Below are 21617 nucleotides of genomic sequence, written 5' to 3'. Positions count from 1 at the left end.
ACCGGGGAGCGCGTACCGATGCCACCAACGCCACACAACCAGGCCCCGGGCTACGTCGCCCCGCGGCTGAACGCGCCGCCGAACCGCTTCGACCTGGCGCTGTTGCCGATCATCCTGGCCGCCATCGTCATCGTGGCCTATGCCGCGCGCCAGATGGACGTGCCGTACCAGCCCGGCGAGGCGCTGGCCATCCATCTCGACGTCACCTGGCTGCCTTATTACCTGATGCGCACCAGCATCCGCATGCTGCTCGCGCTGACGGCGTCGCTGGTGTTCTCGTTCGCGTTCGCGGCCATTGCCACACGCAGCCGCACCGCCGAAAAAGTGATGGTGCCGGCGCTGGACATCCTCCAGTCGATCCCGGTCCTCGGCTTCCTGTCGATCACGGTCACGGGCTTCATCGCGCTGTTCCCCGGCAACATCGCCGGCGTGGAATGCGCCGCCATCTTTGCCATCTTCACGTCGCAGGCGTGGAACATGGCCTTCAGCCTGTACCAGTCGTTCCGCACGATCCCGGGCGAGCTGCTGGAGGCCGCCACCATGTTCCGGCTCTCAGGCTGGCAACGCTTCTGGCGGCTGGAGGTGCCCTACGCCATGCCGGGCCTGCTCTGGAACATGATGATGTCGATGTCCGGCGGCTGGTTCTTCGTGGTGGCCTCCGAAGCCATCTCGGTGTCCGGCCACGACATCCGCCTGCCCGGCATCGGGTCGTACATCGCGCTGGCCATCGAGCAGCAGAACCTGGCCGCGATTGGCTGGGCGATCCTGGCGATGCTGGCCGGCATCGTGCTCTATGACCAGTTCCTGTTCCGTCCGCTCGTGGCCTGGGCCGACCGCTTCCGCTTTGAGTCGCTGGCGCAGGACGCCGCGCCGCAGTCGTGGCTGCTCGACGTGCTGCGGCGCTCGGCCTGGGTGCATGCGCTGCTCAAGCGCACCGCCGCGCTGGCGGGCCACACGCTGGCCTGGAGCGCCCGGCATCGCAACGTGGTGAGGCTGCCAGCCACGCCGGCGCGCTGGGCGCCGTGGCACGACCGGCTGCGCGACGGCCTGATCGTCGTCATCGCGTTGGCCGCGCTCTACCGCGTGTTCCACTTCGTGCACAGCGAGGTGGGCTGGGCCGAAGCCGCCCATGTGCTCTGGCTCGGCACGCTGACGATGGTGCGCGTGGTGGTGCTGATCGCACTGGCGGCGCTGGTCTGGGTGCCCATCGGCATCCGCATCGGGCTCAATCCGTCGCTGGCGCGCGTGGCGCAGCCCATCGCCCAGTTCCTGGCGGCCTTTCCGGCCAACCTGATGTTTCCGCTGGCCGTGATGGCCATCGCGCGGTTCGGCCTGAACCCCGAGATCTGGCTCAGCCCGCTGATGATCTTTGGCACGCAGTGGTACATCCTGTTCAACGTGGTGGCCGGCGCATCGGGCATTCCCACCGAACTGCGGCTGGCCGCGCGTAACTTCGGGCTCAAGGGCTGGCTGCTGTGGCGCCGCTTCCTGGTGCCGGCCGTGTTCCCCAGCCTGCTGACCGGCCTGGTGACGGCGGCGGGCGGATCCTGGAACGCCAGCATCGTGTCCGAATACGTGACCTGGGGCGACCGCACGCTGGTGGCCACGGGCCTGGGCAGCTATATCGCCGAGATGACGGCACGCGGCGACTTTCCGCGTATCGCGCTGGGCATCGGCGTGATGGCGCTGTTCGTGGTGGGCTTCAACCAGTTGCTTTGGAACCGGCTGTACAACCTGGCGCAGGCGCGCACGCGGCTTTGAGAGGGATGACGATGGCACTGCAAGACAACGCCAATCCGGTGATCGACCTGCGCGGCGTGGGCAAGATGTTCCGCACCGCCGACCATACCGACCGCGCCGTGCTCGAAGGCGTGAACCTGACGCTGCGCGAGGGCGAGATCGTGGCCATGCTTGGCAAGTCGGGCTCGGGCAAGTCCACGCTGTTGCGCATCATGGCCGGCCTGGTCGGCGCCGACCGTGGCGAGGTGCATTTCCGCGGCCAGCGGCTGACCGGCACGGCCGAGGGCATCGCCATGGTGTTCCAGTCGTTCGCGCTGTTCCCGTGGCTGACCGTGCAGCAGAACGTGGAACTGGGCCTGGAGGCCCAGGGCGTGAACAAGGCCGAACGCGCGCGCCGCGCCGAGGCGGCCATCGACATGATCGGGCTGTCCGGCTTCAACAGCGCACTGCCGCGCGAGCTGTCGGGCGGCATGCGCCAGCGCGTGGGCATTGCCCGCGCCCTGGTGACCGAGCCCGACCTGCTGCTGATGGACGAGGCGTTCTCGGCGCTGGACGTGCTGACCGGCGAAACCCTGCGCGACGAGATGCTCGACCTCTGGGAATCGGGGCGCGCCAACATCCGCAGCATCCTGATCGTGTCGCACAACATTGAGGAAGCGGTGATGATGGCCGACCGCATCGTCATCCTGTCCAGCGACCCGGGGCGCGTGCGTGCCGAAGTGGCCGTGCCGTTCCCCCGCCCGCGCAACCGCGACGATGCCCAGGTGCGCGCGCTGGTCGACGAGGTCTACGCGCTGATGACGTCTCCGGCCGCACCCGCGCCGCGCATGCCGTCGATGCCCGCCGCGCTGCCCATCGGCTACCGCCTGCCCGAAGCCGACATCGGCCAGATGGAAGCCGTGCTCGACCTGCTGCACGAATCGCCGTTCCTCGGCCGCGCCGACCTGCCACACCTGGCCCGCGAGGCCGGCCTGACCGACGACGACCTGCTGCCCGCCTGCGAAGCGATGCAACTGCTGGGGCTGGCGCACATCGAGCGTGGCGACATCACGGCCACCCCGCTGGGGCACAGTTACTACCGTACCGAGCCGCCCGAGCGCAAGGTGCTGTTCGGCAAGCAGCTACTGACCCACGTGGCCCTGGCCGCGCACATCCGGCGCGAGCTGGAGCAGAGCGAAGACGGCGAGGTCGGCGAGGAATCGGTGCTGCGGGAGCTGGAGGATTATCTGAAGCCCGAAGAAGCCGAGCGCGTGCTGAAGATCGCGATTGCCTGGGGGCGATATGGCGAGGTGTATGGGTATTCGTTTAATAGCGGGATGCTGACGCTGCCGGCGGGGGATGGGGAGGGGTGATGCGGTTTTGCTCCCCTCTCCCGCCATGCGGGAGAGGGGAGCCGAATCGGCTGTCCCGACTTCCGGGAGAGGGGAGCAAAACCAGTGGCAATAGATCAGCCTCAACTCTTCACCGGCACCCTGATCGCCCTGCCAATCGCCCCCGTCCGCAGCGCGATCTTCGCTGCGTCCTCGCGCAACGCCCGCATGCGGCGCTCCAGCAACGCGTTGGCCGCCCGGCCCGATGCGCTGGCCGTAGTCCCCGCATGTTGATCCTGCGTCTTCTGCAGCGGCTCGTTGGCACCAATTTCGCCCGCCGCCGCGGCCTGCGCCAGCACATCGGCCTTGCGGCGGTCGGCTGAATCCGCAATCCGTGCGCGCCGCTCGCTGGCATCGTCTTCCGAAACAGGCGCCGCCGGTTCATGCACAAGCCCCACCCCTGCCACGGCAGCCTCGGCCGGCGTGCGAATAAACCCCGCGCCGCGTGGCCCGTGGCGTTCCTCGCCCGCCAGCCGCTGGCTGGCCAGCGTCAGCGATTTCAGGGCGGCATCGGTGGCAGTGTCGATCGCGGCTTCCGCCGCCGGGATATCGAGTTCGCCGTAGTGCTGCCGCACCTGGATGCGTGCCGCCGCGATGTGGGCGGCCACCAGGTAGTTCTGGACGATGAAGCGGCTCAGGTTGTCCACGGCGCGGTGCCGGCTGCGCGGCTCGTCGAGCATGCGCTGGAACGATCCGATCAGCGTCGACAGGTTGTCCATGAACTGCTTGCGCTGCACGCGATACGCAAAGTCGTCCGACGCCTTGCGCGTCAGCAGGTCGCGCGTGGCGGCGATATAGCGGCGGTTGGCCTGCAGCACGTTTTCCACCAGCTTCGGGATGGCCCGGTACTCCCAGCTTGGCAGCACGAAGCTGAAGATCGACGCAATCACGCCGCCGATTACCGTATCCACCAGCCGTTCGCCCACCACGGTCTGGCTGCCCGGCATCAGCAGGTTAATCTGGATCAGCACCTGGATACACGCGGCAATCGCCGTGTAGCGGTACTTGATCGTCACGAATGCGGCGCTGGCCACCAGTGCCAGGTACAGGATGCCGATCAGCGCCAGCGGCTCGTGCACCCAGCGCAGGATGCCGACGCTGACGATGCAGCCGATCAGCGTGCCGATCAGACGGTCGTTGTAGCGCTGCTTGGTCAGGCTGAAATTCGGCTTCAGGATCACGACGATGGTCAGCAGGATCCAGTAGCTGTGCGACGCATACGGCAGGCGGTCGCCGAGCCACAGCCCCACCGCCACAGCCATCGTGATCCGCAGGGCAAAGCGGAACGCCGGCGAGCGCCAGTGCAGGTTGTCGCGCACCACGCCGAACTCGTACTTCTGGCGCGTCAGGAACGGCGTCATGTCCGACCCCGGCATCACCTTGGCCGGCTCGACCGGCGTACGCGACGCCTCGTGCAGCTGGCCCAGCAGCATGATGGCGCCGCGGATCATCTCCAGCGTGTCGCGCAGCGCGTTCATCGCCGACGGCGACACGTGGTGATGCCGGAGCTGGTCGATCTCTTCCTCCACCTTGCGCAGGTCGGGCCGATAGTCGAACGCACTGTACGACGGCTTGCCGCGCGTCACATCGTAGGCAATCTCCTCCAGGTCGGTGCCCAGTCCCAGCACCAGCCGGCGCAGCCCGTCCAGCACCGGCGTGCCGCCAAACGTCTGGCGCAGCAGCGCGTAGTCGGTATTGGTCGACAGCAGGTATTCGTAGAGGTCGAGCATGCGCAGGTGCACCTGCACCAGCAGCCCGTCGTGGGGCGTCTTGTTACCGCGCAGCACCATGTCGCGCGCGGCCTGCTGCCGTTCTGCCACCACGATCTGCTGGCGCACCAGCCGGTTGAACTGCTCGTCGTAGTCGGTGCCCGCGTCGTAGAAGGCGCCCTTGATCTCCAGGTAGCCCGCCATCTCGTACAGCGATTCGCCCAGGATCTGCTGCCGGGTGCGGCGCTCCATGATCCAGCTCACCGTCATGGCGTAGACCAGGTAACCGAAGGCTCCGGCTCCGAACAGCGCCGAATGCGACAGCGCGCGGCTGACCACGAATTCCTCGTTGATCGTCAGCGTCATGACGAACAGCATCGAGAACTGCAGCGGCATGGTCTTGTTGCCATAGACCGTCATCATGCCGGCCAGGAACGTCACCAGCACCAGCACGAACGGCTGCACCTTCGGGAACGGCGTGGCCATGGCGACGATGGCCGTCACGGCCGTGCACAGCAGCACGCTGGCCAGCATCTCGTTGAACTTGTGCGGCAGCGGGCTCGGCAAGTCCATCAGGCTGGTGCACAGCGCACCCACGGACACCACCATGGCGCTGGGCAGGTCCATGAACTGCATGGCGAGCAGCGTCAGGCCGATGACACCCGTGGCCGAGCGGATGCCACGGTAGATGTAATGCGAGAACAGGAACGTGCGGGGATCGTGCGCGTATTCCATGGGGGGCGGAGGTTAGGTGCCGGCCGGAGCCGGACGGATGGGGGCGGGCGCCGTCACCACCAAGGGCAACGGCACCGTGACGGGCGACTTACTGGCCCAGCCAGCGCGCACGCCCCGCATGCTTGCCCGCTTCGATCTTGACCTTGAATTGCGCGACCGGTTCGCGCGCCAGCGTCACGGGCAGCACCTGCAGCTCGTCGCGCCGGAACACGTGCAGCGTGACGGCGTCGCCAGGCCGGTAGCGCGATAGCAGCTTGTCCAGTTGACCCGGCGCCACGCGCAGGCCATCCACGGCCGCCACCAGGTCACCCGCCGACAGGCCAGCCAACTGGCCGGCGCCCCCGTCGAGCACCTGGGTCACGCGTACCCAACCATCCTCGCTGCGCGTTTTGATGCCCAGCGCGGCAGTGCCGTTCGGCTTCTGCGGTTCGGCGCGGATGCCGACGTCGTGGAACAGCGCCGGCAGGCCGATCTCGCCCGTGCCCTCGGTCAGCGCGTGCAGCAGCTTGCCCAGCCGCAGGCCGGTCACCTCGTCGAACAGCGCGTAGATATCGGCCTCGGTCACGCCGCGCTGGATGGCGCCCGGCGCGTAGAAGTCGCGGCCATAGCGCTGCCACAGCGCGCGCATGATGTCGTCCAGCGAACGGCGTCCGCGCGTCTTCTCGCGGATCGTCAGGTCCAGCGCCAGCGCCACCAGCGACCCCTTGGTGTAGTAGCTGACGATGGCATTCGGCGCGTTCTCGTCCTGCCGGTAGTACTTGGTCCAGGCATCGAACGCGCTCTCGGCCACGCTCTGCTTGGTGCGGCCGGTGCCGCGCAGCACGCCGTTCCATGTCTTGGCCAGCATGTCCACGTACTGCTGCTCGCTGACCAGGCCCGTGCGCACCAGGATCAGGTCGTCGTAGTAGCTCGTGAAACCTTCGAACAGCCACAGCAGCGGCGTGTAGGTTTCCTGCGCAAGCTGGTACGGCACGAATGCCGCCGGCTTGATGCGCTTGACGTTCCAGGTGTGGAAATACTCATGGCTGCACAGGCCCAGGAACGTGCGATAGCCTTCGCTGGTCTCGCTGTTGCCGCGCACCGGCAGGTCGCTGCGTGCGCACATCAGCGCCGTGCTGGCGCGGTGTTCCAGGCCACCATAGCCGTCGGTGGTGACCATCGTCATGAAGACGTAGCGGCGGTTGCTGTCCAGGAACGGCGCCCGCTCGGAGCGCGGCTCGAACAGCCGGATCTGCGCCTCGCAGATCTGCTTCAGGTCGCGGCACACCCGCTGCATGTCCAGTTGCGGCACGCGGCCCGTGAACACCACGTCGTGCGACACCCCGCAGGCGCGGAACGTGCCCAACGTGAACGTCCCCATCTCCACCGGATGGTCGATCAATTCGTCGTAGTCGGCTGCCTGGTAGCGGCCAAAGCCGTGGCGGCGCGCGCCGCCGGGGCCGCGTGCTTCCGGCAGGGCCGTGGCCACGCGCCATTCGGCATACGCTTCGCCGGCGGGCGGATGGATCTCCACCGTGCACGGCTGCGCGTCCTGGCCCACCACGCGCAGGAACACCGAACTGCCGTTGAAGAAGCCGTGGGTGTTGTCCAGGTGGGCGCTGCGCACCGACAGGTCCCACGCGTACACCTCGTAGCTCAGCGTCAGCGGACCGGCGTCCAGCGGCAACGGCGCGGCCTGCCAGGTCTGCTTGTCGAGCTTGGTCAGCGGCACGCGCACGCGGCCGGCATCGGCACGGATGCGGACGATATTGCGTGCGAAGTCTCTGATCATGTAGCTGCCCGGAATCCACGCGGGCAGCGTGAAGACCTGGCCGGCCGGGTCGGGAACATCCACCGTCACGGTGACGGCGAACAGGTGGGCTTCAGGTTGAAGCGGGGCGATGGCGTAGCGGATCGGCGTCATGGTCACGATTGTAGCGTCACGCCCCGGAGCGCCCGGGGCGCGGATTCCCCGGGGATGTTGCCGTCAGCCGTTCACATCCACGACCACACGGCCTCGCATGCCGCCTTCCACGATCTTGCGGCCCGCCTCCACGGCCTCGGCCAGCCGGATCTCGTGCGTGATGGCCTGCAGACGGTCGGGCGCCAGGTCCTGCGCCAGACGCTTCCAGGCCATCTCGCGCAATGGCATGGCGGCCATCACGCTGTCGATGCCGGCCAGCGTCACGCCGCGCAGGATGAACGGCGCCACCGACGCGGGAAAGTCCATACCCTGCGCCAGCCCGCACGCGGTGACCACACCGCCGTAGCGCACCTGCGCGCAGGCATTGACCAGCGTGTGCGAGCCCACCGAGTCGATCACCGCCGCCCAGCGCTCCTTCTGCAACGGCTTGCCCGGCGCGCTCAGTTCGGCCCGGTCGATGACGTCGGCCGCACCCAGCGCGCGCAGGAAGTCGGCTTCCGCCGTCTTGCCCGTGGAGGCCGTGACGCGATACCCGAGCTTGGCCAGGATCGAGATGGCCACCGACCCCACGCCGCCCGAGGCGCCCGTCACCAGCACCTCGCCATCGCCGGGCCGCACCGGGCCGTTGACGCCACCGCGCTCCAGCGCCAGCACCGACAGCATGGCCGTATAGCCCGCCGTGCCGATGGCCATGGCCTGGCGCGTGGTGAACGCATCCGGCAGCTTCACGAGCCAGTCGCCCTTGAGCCTGGCGCGCTGCGCCAGGCAGCCCCAGTGCGTCTCGCCCACGCCGTAGCCGTTCAGCACCACGCGGTCGCCGGTCTTCCAGCGCGGGTCACTGGAATCGAGCACCGTGCCCGCGCCGTCGATACCAGCCACCATCGGCCATTTGCGCACCACGGGCGAGCGGCCCGTGATCGCCAGTCCATCCTTGAAGTTGACGGTCGAATAGTCGACCGCCACCAGCACGTCGCCGTCCTCGGGCAACTGGCTCTCGTCCAGTTTGGCGATCTCGGCCTGGGTCTTGCCGTCGGCCTGGGTCAGCAGCAATGCCTGGAAAGTCATGATGGGTGTCTCCCGATTGTTGTGATGGAAGCCGGAGGGGCGTCCGGAAATGAAAAACGGCCGGACAGTGCCGGCCGTTCCTGACAGCCGGGGCGATCCGGCGTCGTGCTTATTTCTTGAGGCTGGCCAGCTTGCGCTCCAGCGTGGCGGCATCGGCCGCGCCAGGGATGCGGGTGCCGTCGGTAAAGAAGACGGCCGGCGTGCCCGTGATGTTCAGGCTCTGGCCCAGCGCCAGGTTGTCGTCGACGGGCGTCTTGCAGCTACCGTTGCCCGCCAGCGCCACGTGGTTCAGCATCCAGTCGCGCCACGCCTTGGTACGGTCCGCCGAACACCAGACCTGCTTGGCCTTGACCGACGAATCGGGCGACAGCACCGGGTACAGGAAGGTATAGACGGTGATGTTGTCCATCTGCTGGAAGGTCTGCTCGATCTTCTTGCAGTATCCGCAGTTCGGGTCCGAGAACACGGCCACCGAGCGGCTGCCGTCGCCCTTGGTCCACTTGATCGCGCGCGTCAGCGGCAGGTCCGACCACTTGATCTTGTTGATCTCGGCCAGCCGCTCTTCGGTCAGGTTGGTGTTGGTCTTGGTATCGATCAGTTCGCCGCTGAGGATGTAGCGGCCGGTGGAATCGGTGTAGACCAGTTGCCCGCCGACGTTTACCTCGTACAGGCCCGGCAGCGGCGACTTGTTCACGCTCTTCACCTCGGCACGGCCACCCAGCATTTTCTGGATCGACGCCTTGATCTTGTCCGTGCCCGGTTCGTCCGCGGCCAGCGCGTGAAGGGCATAGCCCGCGGCGGCCAGGCCGCCGGCCACGGCGACGATGGCGGCGACGCGTGAGGTGCGGCGGCGGATCTGTTGCAACATATTGACTCCAGGTGTCGAATTGCCGGTCAGTGTGCCGGCATGCATGTCATCGGTAAATCGTCGATCGGCGGATTGGCGGAGCGGCTACCCCAGCGCGCGGCCGATCAGGAATCGCTTGAGCAGCCCCTGGCTGCCCACGGCACGGATGCCCAGGTTACGCACCATGCGGGCCGGCGTGCCGGGTAGCGAGAACAGCCGGTGCAGGCCATCGGTAGCCGCCGTCAGCGACAGCAGGTCGGTGGCACGCGCCCGCTCGTAGCGGCGCAGCAGGCGCAGGTCGCCTTCGTGCCGGAACGCTTCTTTGTCGGCCATCACGCGCCCAAGTTCCACCACGTCGCGCAGACCCAGGTTCATGCCCTGTCCGGCCAGCGGATGCACCACATGTGCGGCATCGCCTACCAAGGCTACGTGCGGCTGGGCGAACTGGTCTGCGCGCTGCAGCACCAGCGGAAACCCTTGCGCCGGCGTCAGGCACTGCAAAGCGCCGAAGCGTGCGCCCACCGCGCCGTTGGCCACCTGGGCCACGGTGGCGGCCAGCGCCTCGGGCGACAGTGCCAGCAGGTCGCGCGCGTGGGCCTCGTCGGCCGACCAGACCATCGACACGCGGTTGCCGGGCAGCGGCAGCATGGCCAGGATCTCGCCATTGGCCGATTCTTCGTCGGCCATCAGCTTTTCCGGGCTACCCAGGAACCACTGCCAGGCCGTTTCCTGGTGCGGCAGTTCGCAGCGGAAGTTGGCCACCACGCCCAGTTGGCGGTAGCGCCGCTGCGTGGTGCCGATATGGCATTGCTGGCGCACCCAGGATCGCGCGCCGTCGGCGCCGACCAGGCAGTTGGCGCGCACGCGCTCGCCGCCGCCAAGCGTCAGCGTCACGCCGTCGAGGTCACGTTCGAGGTGCGCGGCGGTGTCGTCGAACCACTTCACCTGATGCTGGAAGCGCAGCGCGGTATCGAGCACGCGCTCGACATGGCCCGATTCGATGATCCACGCCAGTTGCGGCACGGCCGCCGCGTAGGCCGAGAAATGCAGGTCGCCATGCGGCGACGGATTGGTTTCGCCCGCGCTTTCGTCGCCGTAGATGCGCATGTCGCGCACCGGCTGCACGCGGGCGGGGTCCAGCGCCTCCCAGACACGGAGCCGCTCCAGCAGCGCCTGGGAACTGGCGGAGAACGCATAGATGCGGCTGTCCCAGTCGTCATCGCCGGTGCGGGCGGTGTCGGCCGCGGGGCGCGGCGCCACCAGCGCCACCTGCATGCCCTGTTGCGCCAGCAGCAGCGCGCAGGCCTTGCCGACAATGCCACCGCCGACTACGGCGATCTGGAAGCGGGAAGAAGAATTCGACGACATCTAATAGGCAGCGGCGCTGGGCGCCGGCGCGGCAGGTCCGGACATGGCTGGATTATAGCGACGTGATGAAGGCGGCATCGGGGTGGCGACATTGGGCCGCACCGCACGGCCAGACCCCATCCGGGCATCGGCTGGCGCCGGCCATCCGCTAGAATACGGCTTTCGCAATTTCCCGCCTGACACCATGAGCCTCAAATGCGGCATCGTCGGCCTGCCCAACGTCGGCAAGTCCACGCTGTTCAATGCCCTGACCAAGGCCGGCATCGCCGCCGAAAACTATCCGTTCTGCACCATCGAACCCAATGTGGGCGTGGTGGAAGTGCCGGATCCGAGGCTTGGCAAGCTGGCCGAGATCGTCAAGCCCGAGCGCGTGCTGCCGGCGACGGTCGAATTCGTCGACATCGCGGGCCTGGTGGCCGGCGCGTCCAAGGGTGAAGGCCTGGGCAACCAGTTCCTGGCCAACATCCGCGAAACCGACGCCATCACCCACGTGGTGCGCTGCTTCGAGGACGACAATGTGATCCACGTGGCCGGCAAGGTCGATCCGCTGTCCGACATCGAGGTCATCAACACCGAACTGGCGCTGGCCGACCTGGCTACCGTCGAAAAGGCCGTGGCCCGCTACGTCAAGCCGGCCCGCGCGGGCGACAAGGAAGCCCAACGCCTGGTGGCGGTGCTGGAAAAGGCACAAGCCGTGCTGGACCAGGCCAAGGCCGTGCGCACGCTGGACTTGGCTCCCGAGGAATGGGAAGCCCTGCGCCCGTTCTGCCTGATCACCGCCAAGCCCACGATGTTTGTGGCCAATGTGCGTGAAGACGGCTTCGAAAACAACCCGCACCTGGACACCGTGCGCGAGTACGCCAAGACCACCAATTCGCCGGTCGTGGCCGTATGCGCCGCCATCGAAGCCGAGATCGCCGACCTGGACGACGCCGACAAGGCCGAATTCCTGGCCGACCTGGGCATGGAAGAACCGGGCCTGGACCGCGTGATCCGCGCCGGCTTCAAGCTGCTGGGCCTGCAGACCTACTTCACCGCTGGCGTGAAGGAAGTGCGCGCGTGGACCATCCACGTCGGCGACACCGCCCCCAAGGCGGCCGGCGTGATCCACACCGACTTCGAACGCGGCTTCATCCGCGCCCAGACCATCGCCTACGACGACTACATCCAGTTCAAGGGCGAAACCGGCGCCAAGGAAGCCGGCAAGATGCGCGCCGAAGGCAAGGAATACGTGGTGCACGACGGCGACGTGATGAACTTCCTGTTCAACGTCTGAGCCACAGCCGCACCGCTGCAAGACCAAAAAAAGCGCCGACCCAGTCGGCGCTTTTTTCTTTCCAGCCCCCTCCCCCTCACCGGTTCGAACTCGTAGCGCCGTTGAAATCGTTCGCGCGTCCGCCTATATCGACCTGTATCGACCTACATCGGCTGCAGCTTCGCGTCGCGCATGCCCACCAGCAGCGCCTGCCCGCTGGCATCGACCCGGAATTCGCCATACTGGGCCTGGGCGTAGCGCTCGGCGCGGCCCTCCTGGAAGAACCAGGCGTCGGTGGATACCTGCGCGGCCGTGCCGCCACCCCAGGACCCTGGCACATTCTGCACGCGCAGCAACTGCTCGCCAGCGGCCAATGATTCCTGCCGGTGCAGTCGCACGAAATGCCCTTCGTCGCGCGCGTCGCGGCGGATCACGATGACTTCCTCACGCGTCAGCGGCGCCTGCGTCGCGGCTTGCGCCACGCGTACCTCGTTGCCGATCGAGAAGTTCAGCGCCATGTAGTCGCCCTGCATCAGCGAGCGCGGGTCCACCGGCGCCAGGCGCAGGTAGACCACGTCGCCACGCGCGATCAGCCGTTCCTTGCCGACGATGCCCGCCACCGCGATGCCTATCGTCAGCAGCCATCCCACGATGATCCAGCGTTTCATTCGATGGCCTCCCGAGGTGCGCCACGGCCCAGCATCGCGCGCGCCGCCAGCAGCAACGCGCCCGCCGCCACGAGCGTGGCGGACTTGGCCAGCAGCGTCCATTGCAACGCGCTGTAGTACCAGACAAAACCGATCAGGATGGTGGCGATGGCCAGGCCCAGCCACGGCAGCGAGCCGCGCCGCAATGCCACCGCCAGTGCCAGCACGCCCGCCGTGACGGCCGGCGCGAAGACCATCAACGCACTGAAGGCGATGGCCGGCACGATGATCGCCGCACGGGTGCGGGTGTCGCACGCCAGCCGCCTGCATTCGGCCAGCGCCAAGCCCGCCAGCAAGGCGCCAAGCAGCGCGCCGGCCAGCCACGCGCCCGGCGCATACCAGCTACGGCCCGTGCCGAAGATGATCGATGCCGGATGCATGGCGCCGGTAACGACCAGCGCCCCCGCCAGCCCGGCCAGCAAGGCCGCATCGGCGGCCGGCTCCCACAGCGCATGGCGCGCGCCGGCGGCCAGGCTGTCTTCGCGCAACGCGAAGACGAGCACGCCGGCCAGCGCCAGGGCCGCGAGAACGCCCACGGCTGGAGGGATGGCCGTCCAGCGCGGCGCCACGAAGTCGCCCAGCGCAATGCAAGCGGCAATCGCCAGGGCCGACCAGACGCACAACGCCACCAGGAACCGGTGCAGCCGGTCCGGCACGGCGCCGAACAGCACGGCCTCAAAGACCGCCACGCCGAGCCAGAACGGCGCGGTGTCGAACAGCCGGGAGAATCCGAGCGACTCACTGACGCCCGCGATGACCATGCCCTGCCCGCCCAGGCTCAGCGCCAGCGCGAACTGGCCCAGCGCGATCCGGCCGCTTTCCTTTGCTGTCACCCGGTACAGCGCGATGGCGATGCCGATCATCACCGCACCAGTGATCGCCATGGATGGTCCGTTGCCGCGCGTGGCGGCGAACACGGTGCCGATCAGGAACATCTGGAAGAACAGCGCACCGAGCCAGCCCGCGCCGCCCATCAGCAGACGAATCGGCCACGGCGTGCGCAGGGTGGGCGCGTACTCACCGCTCACCGCGCCGCGTGCGGTCAGTTGCTGCCACAGCGATCGTTCGATCTGTTCGTGGTTCATGCCTGGCTCCCGGACACCGCGCGCCAGGCGCGCAACAACCACGTGGCGGCCGCCACGGCCATGCCGATGGTCAGCAGCGCCAGCAGCAGGAATGCGCCGAAGTCGCCATGCGCGTCGGCCAGCCAGCGCCCCACTACGGCAAGGATCACGCCGATGCCGGTCAGGCACACCAGGCTCAGCACGACGATATCGAACGCGCGCCAGCGGAACCACGCACCCAACGCCAGCAAGGCGGCGATGGCGACCAGCACGCCCACGGCATCGATGCTATGGCTCAGCACGCTCATCAGCCCGACCCATCCGGCGTAGCCGCACGCCAGCAGGCCCAGCAGCCGGGGGCCGGTCGCCCCGCGAAAGCCCCAGCGCCCCGCCACTGCGGCCAGTCCGTACCAGGCCGCGAGCTGGACGATCGACGTCGCCAGCAGGAACATCATGGTCTCGCGCGCATGCCGCGCCGAGAACAGCAGGTCGAACATGCCGCCGATGCCCAGCCGCACGCTGCAATACCGCAGCAGCGCCACGTTGCCAATCACCAGCACGATCCACCAGTGCGGCGCAGCGCGCGCCGCCAGCGCCCAGGGCACAGCCAGCAGCGTCCACAGCGCGAACAGCTGCCAGGCATCGGCACCGGTCTGGTACGTCTGGCCGATCACGGCCATCAGCACGCCGGACAGCACTTGCGCACCTGCCAGCGCGGCGCGCCCGGCCATGTCACCCGGCTGGCGCCAGGCGGCAAACCCGGCCAGCAGCGTCAGCAACGCGCCGATCAGGCCAAACTTCGAGAACTTGTGGAGATCCGCCCAGTTGAAGGCGAAGAAGACGATCACGCCGGCGCAGAGCAGCGCCGTGCCCAGGATCAGCAGCACACGGTCAAGCCAGTGATGCCAGTGCGCGCGGCCCGGCAGCGTCGGAGACCACGCCGCCAGCAGGTCGGCGGCGCCAAGGCGGCCTTGGGCACGCCAGTCGGCCAGCGACTGCTGGATGCTGCGGGAAGAAGACAAGGTATCCAAGCGACAATCCCCGGGGTTCGGCATGGTCCGCATGCTAGCAAACCGGCAGGCCGACGTCTGCCCCGGGAGACCGCGTACCCTTCGCTTAGAAGCGGTAGGTCACGTTGCCGATGATCGAGCGCTGCGTGCCGAAGAAGCAGTCGCCGCGTGCGATACAGCTATAGACGTACTGCTTGTTGAACAGGTTGTTGACGTTCAGCGATACGCGCACCGGACCACGGTCGTAGGCCAGCACGGCATCCATCACCGTGAAGCCGCCCACGCGGTTGTTGCCCGTGCCGTCATAGCTCGGGCCGTTGTAGCGCACGCCGGCACCGGCCAGGAAGCCCGGCAGGTCGAACAGGCTGAAGCGGTAGTTGGCCCACAGCGACGCGGTGTTGGTCGGCACGCTGGCCAGGCGCTGGCCCTGCTCCGCCGGCGAGCCTTCGATCACCTTGGCGTTCAGGAAGGCGTAGCTCGCGATCAGGTCCAGCCGGCCCAGCGACACCAGCGCCTCCAGTTCGGCGCCGCGCGTACGGGCCTCGCCTGCCTGCACCGTATCAGGCAGGCCGTTCACCACGCCGGCCACCTTGCGGTTCTGTTCACGCATGTCGAACAGCGCGGCCGTGAACGTCATGTTCTTGCCCGGCGGCTGGTACTTGACCCCCACTTCCCATTGCTTGCCTTCCAGCGGCTTGAACGCCTGGCCCGCATTGTTGAAGCCGGTCTGGCCCTGGAACGATTCCGCATAGCTGACGTACGGGTTCAGGCCGAGGTCCGTGCGGTACATCAGGCCGAAGCGCTTGGTCAGCTGGGTGTCGTCACGCGTGCCCTGCGGCGTGTTGTCCTGGGCGGCGCGCGACCAGTCGTAGCGCAGCCCCAGCATCAGCAGCCACTTGTTCCATTCGAGCTGGTCCTGCAGGTAGATACCGGTCTGGATCTGCTTGGCCGGGTTCAGGTCGCGCGTCAGCGTCGGTGCCACGTAGTTGCCGTAGACCGGGTTGAACACGTTGATCGGCGCGGCCGTGCCATTGGCGTTGGTGCGGCCCGTGATCTCGCTGTTCTGGTAGTCGAAGCCGGCCAGCAGCGTGTGGCCCACCTCGGCGGTGCGGAATTTGGCCTGGCCCTGGGTATCCACGGCCAGCTGGTTCAGCGTCGGCTGGTTCATGTACAGCACGCGGCGCAGCATGGTGTCGCTACCCGGCACCCAGCCGTGCGTGGCGCCCGTGAAGCCGGTGGTGTAGATGCTGCGGTAGTCGACGGTACTGTGCGTGTAACGCAGGTTCTGGCGCACCGTGAAGGTGTCGTTGAAGCGGTGCGAGAACTGGTAGCCGATGGCGTGCTGTTCGGCCGTGTAGCGGTCGAAGCCCGGTTCGCTGACAAAGAAGCTCTGCGGGATCTGGCCGGCCGGGTTGGCGATCAGCGTGCCGCGCCACGGGAAGAAGCCAATCATCGTCCCGCTGTTGTCCTTCTGGAAGTTGGCCAGCAGCGTCAGCGACGTGTCGGCATTCGGACGCCACGTCAGCGACGGCGCGATGAAGTAGCGGTTGTCCTTCACGTAGTCCACCGACGCGTCGCTATCGCGCGCCATCGCCACGAAGCGGTACAGCCACTTGCCGTCGGCATCGAGCGGGCCGGTCAGGTCGGCCTGGATCTGCTTGCGGTTGTAGTTGCCGAAGCTCACGCCGATCTCGCGGTACGCCTCGGCCTGCGGACGCTTGGACACCAGGTTCACGATGCCGCCCACGGCGCCCTGGCCGTACAGCATGCCGGACGGGCCCTTGAGAACTTCCACGCGCTCCAGCGCATAGGGGTCCGGGCGCGTGTTGTTATAGAAGTTCACCGCGTTGAGCAGGCCGTCCAGGTACTGGGTGGAATCGGTGCCGCGGATCTTGATCGTGTCCGTACGGTTGTCGTTGGCAAAGCCGGCAGTGGTCACGCCCGCCGTGTAGCCGGTAGCCTGCGCCACCGACTGCGCGCCCAGCATTTCCATGCGGTCGCGCGTGATCACCGTGATGGACTGCGGCGTCTCGATGATCGGCGTGTCGGTCTTGGTAGCCGTCACGGCCTGCTTGGCCACGAAGCCCTGCACCGGACCGGTCGGCGATTCGGGGGCGTTGCTGCCGCTGACCGTCACCACGGGCAGGTTGTGGTGGGCGGGCTCGGCGGACGACGCCGCTTCCTGGGCCATGGCAAGGCTGGCGGCCTGCAGGCTCAGGACAAGCGTGGTCAGCTGAAAGACGTGCGAGCGGCGAACGCGGCCCCGGGCGCGGACAGACATGGATTTCTTCTCTCGTGTACTTAATGAAAACAGGAATGCGAATGACTCGCATTTATTAAGGACGAGATTGTAACGCCATGTATTACTACCAACACAATCGGACACGTTTCTAATGTGCGAATGTCGCGTGTCGCCCACAGTCATGCCCGGCTGACGCGCGGCGAACCCGCCTTCCGCCCGGGCCGGGTCGCCGGTAAGCTGGCGCCTTTCCTCAAAGCCCAAAGCCCCCACGCACCATGACCCTTGGCATCATCGCCGCCCTGCATCACGAAGTTGACGGGCTGATCGCGGCCATGCGCCACGAAGACGCGCGCGCCACCATGCAGACCATCGGCATGCGCGACTACTACCGGGGCACGCTGCACGGGCAGTCCGTGGTGCTGGTGCTGGCGCGCGTCGGCAAGGTGGCGGCGGCGGCCACCACGGTCACGTTGATTCGCGAATTTGGCGTCGACGAGATTGTATTTACGGGGCTTGCGGGCGGAGTGGGCACTGACGTGCGCGTCGGCGACATCGTGGTGGCCGATCGCACGGTCCAGCACGACATGGATGCCCGCCCGCTGTTTCCGCGCCACGAGATTCCGCTGCTGGACCGCACCGAATTCCCGGCCGATCCCGCCTTGACGGCAGCGCTGGTGGCAGCGGCGCAAGACTTCCTGCGCGATGACCTGGCTACCGAGGTACCCGGCGGGGTGCTGGCTAGTTTTGGGGTGGACCAGCCACGACTGCACGTGGGCATGGTGGCCAGCGGCGACCAGTTCATCAATGCGCCGGCGTCGGTGGCCAGCCTGCGAGAGGCGCTGCCCGACCTGCAGGCGGTGGAGATGGAAGGCGCGGCTTTGGCGCAGATCTGCCACGAATACGGTGTGCCCTATGCGCTGATGCGGACGGTGTCCGACCGTGCCGACGACACCGCGCATGTCGACTTTTCGTCGTTTTTACGCGACGTGGCCAGCCATTACTCAAGCGCCATCCTGCGCCGCCTGCTCGACGCACGGGCCTGATACGGCACGTCGAAGCGTAGCCAATTCGTGCGTTTTTATCGCTTCTGAAGTTACCGGCGCGGCCGCACCATGCCCCAGACGCCCACCAGCAGCGCGGCGCCGATGATGCCGGCCGCCCATCCCGCCACCTGGCCATCGGTGAACAGATGCGCGGTGCGGCCGGCGTAGAACGCCACTAGGGCGCCCAGCACGCCCAGCAGCAACGCGGCCGGCACGGAAACGACGCGGCCGGCCGGATGCAACAGCCGCCCGGCAAATCCCACTACCGCCCCCACCACCGCCAAACCAAACATAGCCATTTCCTTGTCTTTTGATCCACATTAATGTGGATGGACGTAACGATACTGCACCCGGCGCACCGCGCCCGGGGTTCCCTGCAACTTTGTAACGGAACGGTATAATGACCAGCGCTTCCGGCATCGATCCGGATGGCAACCCAACCCCACAAATGCAACTGCTCGCGATCGGCATCAATCACACAACGGCACCCGTCTCGCTCCGCGAGCGTGTGGCGTTTCCGCTTGAGCAGATCAAACCCGCGCTTGGTACGCTGCGCACCCACCTGGCTGGGCGCAACGGCACCGAGGCCGCCATTCTTTCCACCTGCAACCGTACCGAGATCTACTGCGCCACCGATGTGCTGCAGCCGGGCCAGGACGGTTTCGAGCACACGCTGCGCTGGCTGGCCCAGCATCACAACGTGCCTGCCGGTGAACTGGCGCCGCATTTGTACGCCCTGCCCCAGTCCGAAGCCGTGCGCCATGCGTTCCGCGTGGCCAGCGGGCTCGACTCGATGGTGCTGGGCGAAACCCAGATTCTCGGACAGTTGAAGGATGCGGTGCGCACCGCTGGCGAAGCCGGCGCGCTGGGCACGTACCTGAACCAGCTATTCCAGCGCACGTTCGCGGTGGCCAAGGAAGTCCGCGGCCAGACCGAGATCGGTGCGCACTCTGTTTCAATGGCCGCCGCCGCGGTGCGCCTGGCACAGCGGATTTTCGAAAGTGTGTCCACGCAGCGCGTGCTGTTCATCGGCGCGGGCGAGATGATCGAGCTGTGCGCCACACACTTTGCCGCGCAGCAGCCGCGCCAGATCGTGGTGGCCAACCGTACCGTCGAGCGCGGCGAGAAGCTGGCCGAGCAACTGGCCGAACAGGGCCTGACCACGCAGGCCATCCGCCTGCAGGACCTGGGCGAACGCCTGCACGAATTCGACATCGTCGTGTCGTGCACCGCCAGCTCGCTGCCGATCATCGGCCTGGGCGCCGTAGAGCGCGCGGTCAAGCGCCGCAAGCACCGCCCGATCATGATGGTCGACCTGGCCGTGCCGCGCGACGTGGAACCCGAAGTCGCACGCCTGAACGACGTCTTCCTGTACACCGTGGACGACCTTGGCGCCGTGGTGCGCGAAGGCAACGCGATGCGCCAGGCCGCCGTGGCGCAGGCCGAGGCAATCATCGAATCGCGCGTGCAGAACTTCATGCACTGGCTGGAAACCCGCAGCGTGGTGCCCGTGATCCGCGATCTCCAGGCCAGCGGCGAAGCCATCCGCCAGGCCGAACTGGAACGCGCGCGCCGCATGCTGGCGCGTGGCGACGATCCCGCCGCCGTGCTCGACGCGCTGTCCGGCGCGCTGACCCGCAAGTTCCTGCACGGCCCCACGCACGCACTGAACCACACCCAGGGCGAAGATCGCGAGGCGCTGCTGCGCCTGGTGCCCGGCCTCTTCCGCCACAGCAGTCACTCCGAGCGCTAGCCTCGCTGCCCGCATCACGCTGGCCCGCGCCAGCGTCGCCGGGTGCCGTCCGCCCGTCCATCCATCGATTGGCGCCGTGCCCCTTCACTGCGTCCCCAGCATCCCCCGATTCCGCGACCGATGAAACCCAGCATGCTCCACAAGCTCGACCAACTGGCCGAGCGACTCGACGAAGTGAACGCCCTGCTCGCCAGCGAAAAGGCGACGGCGGACATGGACCAGTACCGCAAGCTGTCGCGTGAACATGCCGAACTGTCGCCGGTGGCCGAGCAGTACGGCCAGTACCGGCAGGCGCAGGACGACCTGGCCACCGCGCAGGCGCTGCTGGACGATCCCGAGATGAAGGACTTCGCCGCCGACGAGATCGCCACGGCGCGCGACCAGCTCGAAGCGCTGGAGAAAACGCTGCAGACGCTGCTGCTGCCCAAGGACCCCAACGACGACCGCAACCTGTTGCTGGAAATCCGTGCGGGCGCCGGCGGCGAGGAAAGCGCGCTGTTCGCGGCCGACCTGCTGCGCATGTACACGCGCTACGCCGAGCGCCAGCGCTGGCAGGTGGAAATCATGAGCGAGTCGGAGTCTGACCTGGGCGGCTACAAGGAAGTGATCGTCCGCATTGCCGGCGACGCCGCATTCTCCAGGCTCAAGTTCGAATCGGGCGGCCACCGCGTGCAGCGCGTGCCGGCCACCGAAGCCCAGGGGCGTATCCATACATCGGCTTGCACCGTGGCCGTCATGCCCGAGGCCGACGAGGTGGGCGAAGTGGAGATCAACCCGTCGGACCTGCGTGTCGACACGTTCCGCGCGTCCGGCGCGGGCGGCCAGCACGTGAACAAGACCGATTCGGCCGTGCGCCTGACCCACTTGCCTACGGGCATTGTGGTCGAGTGCCAGGACGACCGCAGCCAGCATCGCAACAAGGAAAAGGCCATGAAGGTGCTGGCCGCCCGTATCAAGGACGGGCAACTGCGCGCGGCGCAGGCCAAGGAAGCCAGCACGCGGCGCAACCTGATCGGTACCGGCGACCGCAGCGACCGCATCCGCACGTACAACTTCCCGCAAGGGCGCGTGACCGACCATCGCATCAACCTGACGCTCTACAAGATCGACATGATCATGGACGGCGACCTGGACGAGCTGCTGTCGTCGCTGGCGGCCGAACACCATGCCGACCAGTTGGCCGCGCTGGGCGAGGACGCCTGAGCACCTGGAAGTTTGTAACCTAGGTAAATGCTTGAAACAGCACTGGTTTGTAAAGATGCGCTGTCTATAATCGATTTCGACCAGACCACCCCAATACGTCACTTTTAACCGTCACCTATGGTGACCGGAAGTGCGGGGGACCGAAGTCTGGATGGATGTCACTCCTCAAACAGACATACAAGGACGAAATCATGAACAAACTGCTCGCCGTACTGATGCTGACCGCCGCCATTTCCGTCGCCGCCTGCGGCAAGAAGGAAGAGGCTCCGCAATCCAATGCCGACAGCGCCATGCAAAATGCTGCCGAATCGGCCAAGGCAGCCGCCAGCGACGCTGCTGCTGCTGCTGCCAACGCCGCAGACGCCGCCAAGGCCGCAGCTTCGGGCGTGGCTTCGGATGTTTCCGCCGCCGCCGAGAAGGCCCGCGTCGATGCCGGCAACGCCATGGCCAATGCCAAGGAAGCCACCAAGGACGCCGTGAACACCACTGCTGACAAGGCCAAGGACGCCGTCAACAAGTAATCCCCTGGCGCGTGAAAGTCCGAGCGGAAATCGGCTTACACTAGTCGCCTGAAAGCAGAGCCCACGCAAGAACCCCGTCAGG

17 protein-coding genes are annotated in these 21617 nt (G+C 67.1%); 7 read left to right on the top strand and 10 right to left on the bottom strand.

The window, feature by feature from the left end:
• Window positions 1-18 precede the first annotated feature (18 nt).
• The gene (locus MFF62_RS22185) at window positions 19-1761 is read left to right on the top strand and encodes an ABC transporter permease (protein WP_238265260.1); all 1743 of its coding nucleotides are present in this window, start codon (window positions 19-21) and stop codon (window positions 1759-1761) included.
• A gap of 11 nt (window positions 1762-1772) precedes the next feature.
• Complete coding sequence (locus MFF62_RS22180) at window positions 1773-3092, top strand: ABC transporter ATP-binding protein (RefSeq protein ID WP_238265259.1); 1320 nt, start codon at window positions 1773-1775, stop codon at window positions 3090-3092.
• A 101-nt stretch (window positions 3093-3193) separates the two neighbouring features.
• Here the strand turns inward: MFF62_RS22180 and MFF62_RS22175 are convergent, their stop codons facing one another.
• The 5 genes from MFF62_RS22175 to MFF62_RS22155 form a co-directional block, all read right to left on the bottom strand.
• On the bottom strand, window positions 3194-5554 hold the full coding sequence (locus tag MFF62_RS22175; RefSeq protein WP_238265258.1) for an FUSC family protein: 2361 nt from the start codon (window positions 5552-5554) through the stop codon (window positions 3194-3196).
• Window positions 5555-5642: 88 nt separating this feature from the next.
• On the bottom strand, window positions 5643-7457 hold the full coding sequence (locus tag MFF62_RS22170) for a M61 family metallopeptidase (protein ID WP_238265300.1): 1815 nt from the start codon (window positions 7455-7457) through the stop codon (window positions 5643-5645).
• A 63-nt stretch (window positions 7458-7520) separates the two neighbouring features.
• Window positions 7521-8522: an acrylyl-CoA reductase (NADPH) gene (gene acuI / locus MFF62_RS22165; protein ID WP_238265257.1), complete on the bottom strand. Its 1002-nt coding sequence runs from the start codon at window positions 8520-8522 to the stop codon at window positions 7521-7523.
• A gap of 109 nt (window positions 8523-8631) precedes the next feature.
• On the bottom strand, window positions 8632-9390 hold the full coding sequence (locus tag MFF62_RS22160; protein WP_238265256.1) for a DsbC family protein: 759 nt from the start codon (window positions 9388-9390) through the stop codon (window positions 8632-8634).
• Window positions 9391-9474: 84 nt separating this feature from the next.
• Window positions 9475-10737, bottom strand: coding sequence for a UbiH/UbiF family hydroxylase (locus MFF62_RS22155; protein ID WP_238265255.1), 1263 nt, complete (start codon window positions 10735-10737; stop codon window positions 9475-9477).
• A 184-nt stretch (window positions 10738-10921) separates the two neighbouring features.
• On the opposite strand from MFF62_RS22155, the gene ychF reads away from it, so the two are divergent.
• Window positions 10922-12013, top strand: coding sequence for a redox-regulated ATPase YchF (gene ychF / locus MFF62_RS22150; RefSeq protein WP_238265254.1), 1092 nt, complete (start codon window positions 10922-10924; stop codon window positions 12011-12013).
• Between the two features lie 143 nt (window positions 12014-12156).
• On the opposite strand, the gene MFF62_RS22145 is transcribed toward ychF, so the two are convergent.
• From MFF62_RS22145 to MFF62_RS22130, 4 genes are all read right to left on the bottom strand, one after another.
• Window positions 12157-12660 carry a GDYXXLXY domain-containing protein gene (locus MFF62_RS22145; RefSeq protein ID WP_238265253.1) on the bottom strand — a complete coding sequence of 168 codons (504 nt, stop codon included), beginning with the start codon at window positions 12658-12660 and terminating at the stop codon, window positions 12157-12159.
• Entirely contained in the window at window positions 12657-13784 is a 1128-nt protein-coding gene (locus MFF62_RS22140) for a DUF4401 domain-containing protein (protein WP_238265252.1), read from the bottom strand. Before MFF62_RS22140 ends, MFF62_RS22145 begins: the two co-directional genes overlap by 4 nt.
• Entirely contained in the window at window positions 13781-14818 is a 1038-nt protein-coding gene (locus MFF62_RS22135) for a DUF2157 domain-containing protein (RefSeq protein ID WP_404990815.1), read from the bottom strand. Before MFF62_RS22135 ends, MFF62_RS22140 begins: the two co-directional genes overlap by 4 nt.
• A 61-nt stretch (window positions 14819-14879) precedes the next feature.
• Window positions 14880-17054, bottom strand: a complete 2175-nt coding sequence (locus MFF62_RS22130) for a TonB-dependent siderophore receptor (protein ID WP_238265250.1) — start codon at window positions 17052-17054, stop codon at window positions 14880-14882.
• A 236-nt stretch (window positions 17055-17290) separates the two neighbouring features.
• On the opposite strand from MFF62_RS22130, the gene MFF62_RS22125 reads away from it, so the two are divergent.
• A complete protein-coding gene (locus MFF62_RS22125; protein ID WP_238265249.1) occupies window positions 17291-18058 on the top strand; it encodes a 5'-methylthioadenosine/adenosylhomocysteine nucleosidase in 768 nt (255 codons plus the stop codon).
• A gap of 50 nt (window positions 18059-18108) precedes the next feature.
• On the opposite strand, the gene MFF62_RS22120 is transcribed toward MFF62_RS22125, so the two are convergent.
• Window positions 18109-18357: a hypothetical protein gene (locus MFF62_RS22120; RefSeq protein ID WP_404990814.1), complete on the bottom strand. Its 249-nt coding sequence runs from the start codon at window positions 18355-18357 to the stop codon at window positions 18109-18111.
• 149 nt (window positions 18358-18506) lie between these two features.
• Between MFF62_RS22120 and hemA the strand changes: the two genes are divergently transcribed.
• From hemA to MFF62_RS22105, 3 genes are all read left to right on the top strand, one after another.
• Window positions 18507-19811 carry a glutamyl-tRNA reductase gene (gene hemA / locus MFF62_RS22115; protein ID WP_238265298.1) on the top strand — a complete coding sequence of 435 codons (1305 nt, stop codon included), beginning with the start codon at window positions 18507-18509 and terminating at the stop codon, window positions 19809-19811.
• 120 nt (window positions 19812-19931) lie between these two features.
• Window positions 19932-21014, top strand: coding sequence for a peptide chain release factor 1 (prfA, locus tag MFF62_RS22110; protein WP_238265248.1), 1083 nt, complete (start codon window positions 19932-19934; stop codon window positions 21012-21014).
• 191 nt (window positions 21015-21205) lie between these two features.
• A complete protein-coding gene (locus tag MFF62_RS22105) occupies window positions 21206-21535 on the top strand; it encodes a hypothetical protein (protein ID WP_238265247.1) in 330 nt (109 codons plus the stop codon).
• Window positions 21536-21617: the final 82 nt, after the last annotated feature.

This window comes from Cupriavidus pauculus (assembly GCF_022179805.1).
Lineage (GTDB): Bacteria > Pseudomonadota > Gammaproteobacteria > Burkholderiales > Burkholderiaceae > Cupriavidus > Cupriavidus pauculus_E.
The sequence above is the reverse complement of the archived record's forward strand: the minus strand, read 5'-3'. Positions and strand labels throughout refer to the sequence as shown.